Raw genomic sequence first — 11573 nt, 5'->3', positions numbered from 1 at the left:
ATAAATCAAAAGCGGAAGCAAAAAACAAGAGACTTGATTCTACATCAAGTCTCTTTCTTTCATGAAAGGAGAATGTGTAATGGAGACGATGCCCAATTGGTTAATGCAACGTGCTTTTTTAACACCAGAGCGCACTGCGATTGAAACGAAAGAGGAGACAATTTCTTTTTTAGAGCTGCATGAAAAAGTGGTATCTGTTTGTGAACACCTTTCACACTTACAGGTGAAGAAAGGTCAAAAAGTGGCTGTTCTGATGAAAAATGGTATCCAGATGATCACAGTCATTCACGCTTTATCTTATATAGGAGCGGTAGCTGTACTTCTGAATACACGTCTTTCAAGAGAAGAGCTACTTTGGCAAATGGAAGATGCTGAAGTTATTTGCTTAGTAACGGACCAACAATTTGAAACGGAGCAAGTACCAGTATATGCATTTGAAGAGGTAGTGAACGGACCGAAGCAAATTGCAGTTGTTCAAGAGGAGTTCTCTTTAGAAGAAGCGATGACAATTATTTATACGTCAGGAACAACAGGAAAGCCAAAAGGTGTTATCTTAACATACGGTAATCACTGGGCGAGTGCAGTTGGATCATCACTGAACTTAGGGCTTCGTGATGATGATTGTTGGTTAGCATGCATGCCGATGTTTCATGTAGGCGGGTTATCTCTGTTAATGAAAAATATTATGTACGGTATGCGCATTTTACTCGTTCCGAAATATGATCCTGATTTCATTCATGAGGCGATAAAAACACGAGGGGTAACAATCATATCGGTCGTTTCTAAGATGTTAACAGACTTATTAGAGAGACTTGGAGAGGGAACTTATCCTAACTCTTTACGCTGCATGCTATTAGGCGGGGGACCAGCACCGAAGCCTCTATTAGAAGTATGTGTGAGAAAAGGAATCCCTGTGTACCAAACATACGGAATGACAGAAACTTCTTCTCAAATTTGTACGCTATCAGCTGATTACATGTTAACGAAAGTCGGTTCAGCGGGTAAACCACTTTTCCCATGTCAGCTTCGAATTGAGAAGGATGGCATGGTAGCAGCACCTCATGTTGAAGGGGAAATTGTTGTAAAAGGTCCGAATGTGACACATGGTTACTTTAAGCGTGAAGAAGCAACGCGTGAAACAATACAGAACGGTTGGCTGCATACTGGAGACCTTGGATATTTGGATGAAGAAGGGTTCCTATATGTATTAGATCGGCGCAGTGATTTAATTATCTCGGGAGGGGAAAACATTTATCCAGCGCAAATTGAAGAAGTACTGCTTGCGCATCCTAAAGTGGCGGAAGCTGGTATTGTTGGAAAAATAGATGAACGGTGGGGACAAGTGCCAGCCGCGTTTATTGTACGAGCAGACTATGTAACAGAGGAAGAAATCATTCATTTTTGTGAAGAAAAATTAGCAAAGTATAAAGTACCAAAGGAAGTGCATTTTTTACCTGAGTTACCACGAAACGCTTCGAAAAAATTGTTAAGACGGGAACTAAGGCACTTGCTGGAGGAAATGTAGATGAAAATCAAAAAGGCAACGCTTTATGTAACGGAAATGCCGCTTGTGACTCCTTTTGCAGCAAGTTACGGAACATATGAAACACGTGAGAGTATCGTCATTGAACTAGAAGATATGGACGGATATATCGGTTTTGGAGAAGTTGTTGCTTTCTCAGAGCCATGGTATACGGAAGAAACCGTAACAACAGCACTTCATATGCTTCAAGATTTTTTATTGCCAGATTTATTGAAAGCAGAAATTACGCATCCGAGTGAAATTCCTAATCTTTTTCAACATATAAAACGGAATCGAATGGCAAAGGCGGGAATAGAAGGCGCTGTATGGGATTTGTATGCGAAACGTGAAAATCAATCATTAGCGACTTTACTTGGGGGAACACAACCAGAAATTGAAGTCGGCGTTGTAATTGGAATAGATACCATTCCTAATATGTTGAAGCGAATTGAAATGTATGCAAAAGAAGGATATGGTCGTTTTAAAGTGAAAATAAAACCAGACCTTGATTATGAACTGCTGAAGGAAATTCGAAATGCCTTTCCAAAGGTTCCGTTAATGGCCGATGCAAACTCAGCGTATACGTTAGCGGATACTGAGCAATTAAAGAGGTTAGATGAGTTTCAGTTAATGATGATTGAGCAGCCTTTAGCAGACAATGATTTTCTTGATCATGCACAGCTGCAAAAGCAAATAGAGACACCGATTTGCTTAGACGAGAGTATTCATAGCTTAGAGGATGCAAGGGTAGCAATTACACTTGGTAGTTGCCGGATTGTGAATATTAAACCGGGAAGAGTTGGGGGATTAACCGAGTCGATTCAAATTCATGATTATTGCAAGGAACATGGTATTCCTGTTTGGTGCGGCGGTATGGTTGAGATGGGAATTTCACGCGCGCAAAATATTGCGTTAGCATCGCTTCCAAATTTTACGATTCCAGGTGATATTTCAGCTTCTAGCAGGCACTGGGAGCGAGATATTATTTCACCAGAGGTAACGCTGCAAGGCGGAAAGGTAATTGTTCCGAAAGAAGTTGGATTTGGGTATAAAGTAGACCGCGAAAGATTAGGAAAAATAACGAAGCAGCGTATTGTATGTGGGAGATGAGTGGATAGAAAAAAGAGGATGCGAATTCACATCCTCTTTTTTCTATCGTCTATCCCTTTTCTTCACTATATTGTGGCCTTCTAAAGGAAACAAGCCTGTTTTTTTGAAAAACAAGCTGCCGATTTGCCATTAAAACATAATATAAATTGAATCCCCTCATTTAGAGCAAGATTAAGATCTTGTTACGAATGATACTAAAGGAGGAATAGGGTAATGAGTGAAAATTGTGATATTAGACATGACCATCATGGCTTTGGCGGCGGCGGCTTTGCGCTTCTAATTGTATTGTTCATTCTACTGATTATCATCGGTGCTGCCTGCTTCGGCGGTGGTTGCGGTTACGGCGGCGGTTATGGATATGGTGGATATGGAGGCGGCTTTGGCGGTTACGGCTGCTGCTAACAAAAACTATTGGAAATAGCCTTGTGCACGACGCATAAGGCTATTTTATTCATAGTTTGATGTGTTGCGATAATTTTTTAATGTGTAATACTTCTTCCATAAAAAATCATCTTTCTATTTCTTAAAGCTTAATATGCTGCGATAGCTTTTGCATATATAGTGAACGGATTAATAAGAAAAAGAGAATTTCAACTGTCCCAAAAATCGTAAGAACTACTGTAATTTCAGCAAATAACGATAGTCCTAGGACGTCCTGTAACATTTTTGTGGCAAACATCGTATGAATGGAAGCCATAATGTACGGCACAAAGAATAAGATTGCGAGCTGAATGGTAGCGGATTGCTTCATTTCGGATTCCGTTAAACCGATTTTTGTAATCGTAATATATTTTTCTTGTTCATTTGTTAAGTCCGTATACATACGGAAGTAAAGGACACTTCCAGCACCGATAAAGAAAATGATACCAAGGAACGTTCCAATTAAGAAGAATGAAGCAACACTTAGTTTTGCTTGATAGAGCGAATCGCTTGCTTCAGCAGCATGAAATGCAGGGTGTTCGGATTGAAACGCTTTACTTTCATTGCTGATTTTTTCCATAAACTTTGCCCCGATTACATGTGCCTTTTCCCAATTCTGAACTTGAAAATTGTGCAGCGTCATATGTTTCGTGTTAGCTGGGAATGCAGATACGTCCTGATCAGATAGTACAATTAATTGTGGTACTAAACTAAATGGGGTAACGCTATAATTTTTGAAACCTTTTACTTGCAATTGTAGTGAATTTTGCGTAAGTGTAATCGTTTTTTGTTTTGAATTCTCATCAATTGAACCAAAGATACCTTGATTTAAATGTCCTAGAAATACATAGGTTTCATTCTTATTTACAAAGAGATTTTCTCGTTGTAACGCAGTAGCAAGTGTATTATAGTCGCTTTGTTTGATGACATAATACGGAGATGAATTTTGTTCTGCTCCTGATACTTCGTATAAGTCTACTTTGAACTTTTTATATGTAAATTGTTCCTCGGTTAGCCGCTGCTCTAACCAGTCTAGATGATCAGCAGCTAATGTGTTCTCATCGTGTGAGAGATAGGTAAATGGGAATGGGTTTTCCTGTGCAACATCAAATTTTGTAAATTTCCCAAATCCATACAAAAAGGTAATCATTGTAAATGCAAGAGTGGATAACATCGCCACAATAAAGAGCATATTAATGTTTGTCCGAATGCGGCTTGCTAAATCTGAAATCCAGAGCATATTAATTCGTTTCATATAAAATTTCCGTCGCTTTTTTAAGATACGAATGAGTAAAAAACTAATTTGAGAAAAGAAAAAGTACGTTCCGACTGCTACAAGTGATGGGATCAAGAAAATACTAAAAAGAACGTATAGAACGGCTACAATATCACCAAGTGATATAAAAAATTTCGGATTCCCTGCTAATGTATATCCGGATAGCAAGCATAGAGCACCAAACAAGGAAATGAGTATAGATGGTTTTTTTTCTTTTTGTTTGATATTTCCTTCTTTTAAAAGACGTACAGCCTTTCTTGTTCGAATGAGCATAGGCGTAAAAGATGATACAAAGATAAAGAGACCAAGAAAGATGGTTATTGTTAAAATGATGGCCCCTGTTGGCCAATATAAATATAGGCCTGGTACATGAGTAATTTTCGCAGTAACTAATAAAAAGAATTGTGAAAACACAAGTCCAAATTGAATACCTACAAAAATAGATAGAACACCAATTAACATATTTTCCATAAATACGAGGCGTTTTAATTGTTTTTGAGATATTCCTAATACTGTTAAAATCCCAAACTGTTTTTTTCGTACTTTTAAAAAAGTACCGATAGAATATAGTAAAAAGAACAATGAAAAGATTACAATTACAACTTCGGAAATTGTCATTAAGATGTCAAGAGCGTGATTTAAGCCTGTGTTTTTTAATTTAGGATGAAATAAATACACTGCAAATGAAAAGAAAATGGCAATAGAAAACGCACTGCTTACAAAATAGGCAAAATAAGCCCTTGAGTTTCGCGTTACGTTTTTAAATGCAAACTGCCAAAACGTCATCTGCGTCTTCCCCCTAGCAGTGCTAATACATCTAATATTTCTTGGTAAAATTTTTCACGATATAATCCGCGGTGTAGTTCATTGTAAAGTTCACCATCTTTAATAAAAATAACACGATTGCAATAGCTAGCAGCGAATGGATCATGCGTTACCATTAAGATGGTTGCTTGTTCTTCTTTATTTAGTTTTGTAAATAGCTCCATGACATCGATTGCTGCCTTAGAATCTAAATTCCCTGTCGGTTCATCAGCGAGCAAGAGAGACGGGTTATGAACAACAGCGCGGGCAACGGCTGTACGCTGTGCTTGACCGCCAGAAACCTCAAAAATTCGTCTATCTAAAATGTGATCAATTCCAAGTTTCTTTGAAATAATATCTAATCTCTTATCCATTTCTTTTAATGGAACATTATCTAATGTTAATGGAAGTACAATATTTTCCCCAATTGTTAATGTATCTAGTAGATTAAAGTTTTGAAAGACAAATCCTAATTCTTGGCGACGGAAAACGGCTAGTTTTTCCCTGCGGAATGTGTGCGGCTGTTTCCCATTAATAAAAACTTCGCCCGCAGTGGGAGAATCAATGGTCGAAATTACATTTAAGAAAGTGGATTTACCGCTTCCTGAAGGCCCCATAATTGCGACAAATTCTCCTTTATCTACATGTAAATTAATATTTTTTAAAGCGGTATGAGGGACTTTGCCCTCATACACTTTAGAGACATTTTTAATGTGTAAAACTTCTTCCATAAAGAATCACCTTTCTATATAAATCCATTTTCATTTTTCGACATCTAAATCCCTGCTATGCATGGACAGATGCTTTCTCCCGTCTAAAAAGAGGGGTTTTATGTCGGTTTTTTAATTGATGTATATATTTTTTTTAAAGACTAATATGCCGAGATAGCTTTTGCATATATAAGGAACGAATTAACAAGAAAAAGATAATTTCAACCGTTCCGAAAATCGTAAGGACAACTGTAACTTCAGCAAATAATGATACATTTATGACTTCTTGTAGCATTTTTGTAGCAAACATCGTATGAATGGAAGCCATAATGTATGGAACGAAGAATAAGATCGCGAGCTGAATGGTAGCGGATCGCTTCATTTCAGATTCTGTTAACCCAATTTTTGTAATTGTAATATATTTTTCTTGTTCATTTGTTAAGTCCGTATACATACGGAAGTAAAGGACACTTCCGGCACCAATGAAGAAAATGACACCAAGGAAAGTACCAATAAAGAAGAATGAAGCGGCACCTAATTTAATTTGGTATAGCGTATCACTCGCTTCCCACATCCTATATAAAGGTTCTTCAGATGGGATGCTTTTTCGCTCTTTTTCTAATTTATCAAGATACTCTGCAGCGATTTCATGTGCCTTTTCCCAGTCTTTTACTTGAAAATTATAAAGCGTCATATGTTTCATGTTATTCGATAAGGAGCGTACGGTATCATCAGATAAAATAAGTAATTGAGACGTCATTCCAGTTGGGATGACGCTAAAATTTTCATATCCCTTTACATGTAAGGGAAAGGAATTTTGAGAAAGTGTAACGTTTTTTTGTTCGAACTGCTCCTCTATAGGACCCAGTAGGTTTAGATATCCATATCCAGGGAGTATGTATGTTTCATTCGCCTTTATAGAAAGGTGTTTGAGATTTAAAGCAGTAGCAAGCTTGTTATAGTCACTTTGCCTTAATATATACACTTCTTTTTCATAGGGAGTCGCGTCATCTGCTTTCAATGACCCTGCATATAAATCGGTTTTAACCGTTTTATATGTAAAACCTTCTTTGCTTAGTTGCTGTTCTAACCAGTCTATATGTTGAGTGGTCATGGGATTCGCATCGTATGAAAGATAGGTAAATGGGAATGGATTATTTTTTGCTACATCCAATTTTATAAACTTCCCAAATCCGTATATGAATGTAATCATTGTAAAAGCGAGAGTAGATAGCATAGCTACAATAAAAAGCATATTAATATTTGTTCGAATACGGCTTGCCAAATCTGAAATCCACAACATATTAATTCGCTTCATGTAAAATTTTCGTCTTGTTTTCAAAATCCGAATGAGCAGGAAGCAAATTTGTGAAAAGAAAAAGTATGTTCCAATTGCTACAAGTGACGGAATGACGAAAATACTAGAAAACATGTAAATTGATGCTATGTCTGGACCTAACGATAGAAAGAACATTGGATTTCCGGCTAGTATATATCCCGATAGCAAACAGAGAGCACCAAATAAAGAAATAAGTATAGATGGTTTTCGTTCTTTTTGCGTTATTTTTCCTTCTTTTAAAAGACGTACTGCTTTTCGTGTACGAATGAGCATAGGAGTAAAAGAAGAAACAACGATAAAGAGTCCAAGAAAGATTGTTGTTGTTAAAATGATGGCTTCTGAAGGCCAATATAAATACAATCCTGGAACGTGTGTGATTTTTCCTGTTACTAATAAGAAAAATTGTGAGAATACGAGTCCAAGTTGAATGCCAACAAAGATGGACAATATCCCAATCAACATATTTTCCATAAAAACAAGACGTTTCAATTGCTTTCTCGATATTCCTAAAACGGTTAAAACTCCAAATTGTTTTTTACGAACTTTTAAGAAAGTGCCGATGGAATAAAACAGAAAGAAAAAGGAAAAGCACACAATGACCACTTCCGAAAATATCATTAACCCTGTAATTCCCTCAACTGTACTAAAAGTTTTTAGCCGAGGATGAAATAAATACACCGCAAATGAAAAGAAAATCGCAATGGAAAACGCACTGCTTAAAAAGTAGGCAAAATAAGCACGGGAATTTCGCGTTACGTTTTTAAATGCAAACTGCCAAAAAGTCATGCTGTATACCTCCAACTAGAAGAGAAAGATGTAGTTATGTTGTAAAAAATGTATGAGAATGAGCTCTCATACATTTTGCTGAAATATGCTATTTTCATTCATATATCACCTTTTCTTGGTTATCCCGCATTAACGGGCAGTAATACTCCCAACTCAAAATTCGACGAAAGCAAAGAAGGTAGTTGGGAGATAAACTGCCCGTAAATGCCCGATTGGTTCAACTAATAATCAGTGGGGGATGAAGAAAACCCCCACTGATTAAAGTTTCACTTTATCCGCTTCGTTGTTTGCAGCGTTATGGAAGATGATTTTAATGCTAGTTCCTTTGCCTACTTCAGAGTCTAGCTTTACGGAATGACCTAAATAAGAACAAATTTTACTCACAATATAAAGTCCCATACCAGTAGATTCTCCAAATGTACGGCCATTTTTCCCTGTATAAAATGGTTCAAATACTCTGCGAATATCTTCCTGTGGAATCCCAACGCCTTCATCACGAACTTCTAGAATAATATCTCTGCCGTTACGATAAGCAGCTAAGAAGACTTTCTTTCCACGCTCACCAGAATAACGAACGGCATTCGTCATTAATTGATAAATGATGAATTTAAGCCACTTCGCATCAGAAGCAACCATAAGGTCGGAATGAACTTCTAGAACGGGGAAGACGCCACTACGAATAAAGAGTTCTTTTAAGCCATTAATATTTTTCGTTACAGTATCCTTTAGTGAAATGGTCTCGACATGGAAGTCTTCATGGAAGTTATTTAATCTTGCCATATATAACGCCATATCAAGTCCTTGATTTAATCTTTCTAGTTCTTTCTTAAACTTTGGAATGAGATGCTCATCTTCCATTTCTAGTACCATCAGCTGCATAATAGAAACTGGCGTTTTCATTTGATGTACCCAGTGATTAATAAACAATTGGTGTTCTTGTTGTTTTACTTCATATGATTGCAGTTCTTTTTGGAATAGACGGTATTGCGTACGAACAAGCTCATTTACACCGTGCGGCATAGGGGCAGTTGCTCTTTCAATAAACGCATCCTCCATTTTCTCTGGTGGCTCACTTAATCTGTGGTACATTCTACGATTACGAACATAACGATAAGCGAGGAAGCAAATAAATAAATATAAACTTAATACAATAAAGTAGAATTTGTTGTTTTGGAATCCATCTACCGCATCATATAGAATAAAAATGATACCGAAGTTTAATGCATACAATAAAAAAAACGCAAAATGATCACGTAAAAATAACTTCATGCTTATTCACTCCAAGTTGCGTTTAAACGATACCCTAATCCGCGTACAGTTTCAATTGCATTTTCAATACCAAGCTCATTAAATTTCTTACGAAGGCGTGTAATGTTTACGTTTAGTGTATTTTCTTCAACGAAGCTTTCGTCATCCCAAAGTGCAGCTAATAAATCTTCACGGCTCGCTGTACGTGGGAATTTAGATACAAGCATTTCAGCTAAGATTGCTTCTTTCTTTGTTAGAAGAACTTGCTCAGTGCCAAAATGGATTTCTGGTCGTTCAGGGAATAATTTTAAACCTTCCACTTCAACAATACGCTCTGAAATATTTGGTGCATAATCACCATAAATGCGGCGTAATTGGCCTTTAATTTTCGCCATGACAACATCATAATGGAATGGTTTTGTAATATAATCATCCGCGCCGCTCTCAATCGCCATAATTTGCTCCATATCACCCGCGCGAGCAGAAATGAAAACAATTGGACAAGTAGATTCATGACGAATTTGACGGCACCAGTAGAAACCATCGAATTTCGGTAAGTTGACATCAAGTAATACAAGATGTGGTTTCACCGCGTTAAATGATTCCATAATATCATCAAAGTTTTCGGCAACAACTGCATCGTAACCGTACTTTTGAATATGAGATTGTAGTAAAGATGAGATATTTGGATCGTCTTCAACGATTAAAATTTTATACATATGTATTCCTCCTAAAAACAATTGTAGTTATAGTGTACCATGTGTTTTCTGTCTTTTCATTATGTTGCAGCGAGCGCTAGTAAACAGTATAGGTCAAAAGTGAAAAAGTAAAAAGGGCTGTGTATATAATTGACAATTTGTAGTTTTTATTTTAACATTTAGATAAATATCTAAATGTCTAATTGGTGAAAGGAAGAAAGACATTGAATCAAGCATTTAAAGCATTAGCAGACCCAACAAGGCGAAAGATTTTAGACTTATTAAAAGAGGGCGATTTAACGGCTGGTGAAATTGCCGAACAGTTCAATATGACAAAACCGAGTATTTCGCATCATTTAAATGCGCTTAAAAACGCTGAGCTCATTCAAGATGAAAAAAAAGGGCAATTTGTTGTGTATTCCTTAAACACCACTGTTTTTCAAGATTTATTAACTTGGGTGTTTACGTTTACGAATAAAGGGGGAGAGGGGAAATGAAAAAACATCTTTTTGCAATTATACTAATTTTTATAACATGTGTAGCATGGGCGGTTTCTTGGCCACATCTACCAGAGACAATGGCAATTCACTGGAGCGGTGAAGAAGCAAATGGATTTGCTACAAAGTTTAATGCAATGCTTTTGACACTAGGTATTATGATTGTTAGTTATGGATTACTAATCGTTATTCCAAAGGTGGATCCAAGGAAAACGAATTATGATAAATTTTCTAAGAGTTTTACAATGATAAGTTACAGTATATTATTTGTTTTATTTTTGGTGAATATCCTTGTGCTTGCAACGGCATTAGGCTACAAAATTCCAATGAATAGTGCACCAAATATAATTGTAGGTATTTTATTTTTAGTAATCGGCAACTATTTACCACAATGTAAACCAAATTTCTTTATTGGGATTCGGAATGCTTGGACATTGAGTAATGAAGAAGTATGGCGGAAAACACATCGTTTTAGCGGAAAAGTATTTGTTGTAGTAGGGCTTATGATGATTATAAGCATTTTTGCGCCAGCAGCTTTGAAATCATTTTTGATGCTTGGAATTATTATAGGAGCGGTAGCATTAACGATGCTGTATTCTTATTTTGTTTATAAAAAAGAAATGGGGATATAAGCGAGTATTCGTATTCTGGATAGTTAGTTATTAGTTATATATTTTAATAATAATGCTCAGTGAGGAAAAGGAAAAACCTCACTGAGTGAAATGCAACAATATAAGTCTGAATATTCTGTATTATCGTGGTGTAATCCTAATGTTTTTTTATTAAGTATCAAAAATAATGATGGAATGGAGAAAAGATGATGAAAAAGAAAATGGATGTAACGTGTATCATAAGCTCGTTAGTTTGTTTAGTGCCAATGATATTATCAATTGCTTTATATAGTGATTTGCCAGAACAAATGCCTATTCATTGGAGTGCTACAGGTGCCGCTGATCATTATGCAAGTAAAAATATAGTAGTTTTTGGAGTGCCACTGCTTATGCTTGTTACCAATGTGATCGTTCATTTTACAATCAATTATTCTCAAAAAAATATACCGAAAACAGAGCAAGTATTAAAAAAATGGTCAATTCCTGTATTATCGTTAATCATTATTCCGATATGCCTATTCATTTCTAAGTGATGTTTCAATGTGAACGACT

Annotated in this window: 10 protein-coding genes and 1 pseudogene; 6 read left to right on the top strand and 5 right to left on the bottom strand. The window is 36.4% G+C overall.

Going from position 1 to position 11573, the window contains the following annotated elements; genetic code table 11:
- The first annotated feature begins 79 nt into the window (after positions 1-79).
- The 3 genes and pseudogenes from ACIQ7L_RS09705 to ACIQ7L_RS09695 form a co-directional block, all read left to right on the top strand.
- Positions 80-1525: an o-succinylbenzoate--CoA ligase gene (locus ACIQ7L_RS09705; protein WP_400568584.1), complete on the top strand. Its 1446-nt coding sequence runs from the start codon at positions 80-82 to the stop codon at positions 1523-1525.
- On the top strand, positions 1526-2632 hold the full coding sequence (gene menC / locus ACIQ7L_RS09700; protein WP_400568582.1) for an o-succinylbenzoate synthase: 1107 nt from the start codon (positions 1526-1528) through the stop codon (positions 2630-2632). It abuts the gene before it with no gap.
- Positions 2633-2845: 213 nt separating this feature from the next.
- A pseudogene (locus ACIQ7L_RS09695) lies at positions 2846-2968 on the top strand (YjcZ family sporulation protein); the annotation flags it as partial.
- Positions 2969-3155: 187 nt separating this feature from the next.
- On the opposite strand, the gene ACIQ7L_RS09690 reads toward ACIQ7L_RS09695, so the two are convergent.
- The 5 genes from ACIQ7L_RS09690 to ACIQ7L_RS09670 all read right to left on the bottom strand — a co-directional run bounded on the left by ACIQ7L_RS09690 (position 3156) and on the right by ACIQ7L_RS09670 (position 9934).
- Positions 3156-5114, bottom strand: coding sequence for an FtsX-like permease family protein (locus ACIQ7L_RS09690; protein WP_400568580.1), 1959 nt, complete (start codon positions 5112-5114; stop codon positions 3156-3158).
- A complete protein-coding gene (locus tag ACIQ7L_RS09685; protein ID WP_400568578.1) occupies positions 5111-5863 on the bottom strand; it encodes an ABC transporter ATP-binding protein in 753 nt (250 codons plus the stop codon). Before ACIQ7L_RS09685 ends, ACIQ7L_RS09690 begins: the two co-directional genes overlap by 4 nt.
- A gap of 133 nt (positions 5864-5996) precedes the next feature.
- Positions 5997-7967, bottom strand: a complete 1971-nt coding sequence (locus ACIQ7L_RS09680; protein WP_400568576.1) for an FtsX-like permease family protein — start codon at positions 7965-7967, stop codon at positions 5997-5999.
- Positions 7968-8225: 258 nt separating this feature from the next.
- Positions 8226-9236, bottom strand: coding sequence for a sensor histidine kinase (locus tag ACIQ7L_RS09675; RefSeq protein ID WP_400568574.1), 1011 nt, complete (start codon positions 9234-9236; stop codon positions 8226-8228).
- A gap of 2 nt (positions 9237-9238) precedes the next feature.
- Positions 9239-9934, bottom strand: coding sequence for a response regulator transcription factor (locus ACIQ7L_RS09670; RefSeq protein WP_400568573.1), 696 nt, complete (start codon positions 9932-9934; stop codon positions 9239-9241).
- A gap of 203 nt (positions 9935-10137) precedes the next feature.
- On the opposite strand from ACIQ7L_RS09670, the gene ACIQ7L_RS09665 reads away from it, so the two are divergent.
- From ACIQ7L_RS09665 to ACIQ7L_RS09655, 3 genes are all read left to right on the top strand, one after another.
- On the top strand, positions 10138-10410 hold the full coding sequence (locus ACIQ7L_RS09665) for an autorepressor SdpR family transcription factor (RefSeq protein WP_001070537.1): 273 nt from the start codon (positions 10138-10140) through the stop codon (positions 10408-10410).
- The gene (locus ACIQ7L_RS09660; protein ID WP_400568571.1) at positions 10407-11042 is read left to right on the top strand and encodes an SdpI family protein; all 636 of its coding nucleotides are present in this window, start codon (positions 10407-10409) and stop codon (positions 11040-11042) included. The genes ACIQ7L_RS09665 and ACIQ7L_RS09660 overlap by 4 nt, the downstream gene beginning before the upstream one ends.
- 188 nt (positions 11043-11230) lie before the next feature.
- Positions 11231-11554: a DUF1648 domain-containing protein gene (locus tag ACIQ7L_RS09655; protein WP_400568569.1), complete on the top strand. Its 324-nt coding sequence runs from the start codon at positions 11231-11233 to the stop codon at positions 11552-11554.
- Positions 11555-11573 lie beyond the last annotated feature (19 nt).

It is taken from the genome of Bacillus sp. NPDC094106 (genome assembly GCF_044764345.1).
GTDB lineage: Bacteria > Bacillota > Bacilli > Bacillales > Bacillaceae_G > Bacillus_A.
This window is presented reverse-complemented; position numbering and strand designations above follow the sequence as displayed.

Excerpts from the sequence above, each read along its gene's own strand:
- ACIQ7L_RS09705 (WP_400568584.1), top strand. The coding sequence starts at position 80 with ATGGAGACGATGCCCAATTGGTTAATGCAACGTGCTTTTTTAACACCA.
- menC (WP_400568582.1), top strand. The coding sequence starts at position 1,526 with ATGAAAATCAAAAAGGCAACGCTTTATGTAACGGAAATGCCGCTTGTG.
- ACIQ7L_RS09690 (WP_400568580.1), bottom strand. The coding sequence starts at position 5,114 with ATGACGTTTTGGCAGTTTGCATTTAAAAACGTAACGCGAAACTCAAGG.
- ACIQ7L_RS09685 (WP_400568578.1), bottom strand. The coding sequence starts at position 5,863 with ATGGAAGAAGTTTTACACATTAAAAATGTCTCTAAAGTGTATGAGGGC.
- ACIQ7L_RS09680 (WP_400568576.1), bottom strand. The coding sequence starts at position 7,967 with ATGACTTTTTGGCAGTTTGCATTTAAAAACGTAACGCGAAATTCCCGT.
- ACIQ7L_RS09675 (WP_400568574.1), bottom strand. The coding sequence starts at position 9,236 with ATGAAGTTATTTTTACGTGATCATTTTGCGTTTTTTTTATTGTATGCA.
- ACIQ7L_RS09670 (WP_400568573.1), bottom strand. The coding sequence starts at position 9,934 with ATGTATAAAATTTTAATCGTTGAAGACGATCCAAATATCTCATCTTTA.
- ACIQ7L_RS09660 (WP_400568571.1), top strand. The coding sequence starts at position 10,407 with ATGAAAAAACATCTTTTTGCAATTATACTAATTTTTATAACATGTGTA.
- ACIQ7L_RS09655 (WP_400568569.1), top strand. The coding sequence starts at position 11,231 with ATGAAAAAGAAAATGGATGTAACGTGTATCATAAGCTCGTTAGTTTGT.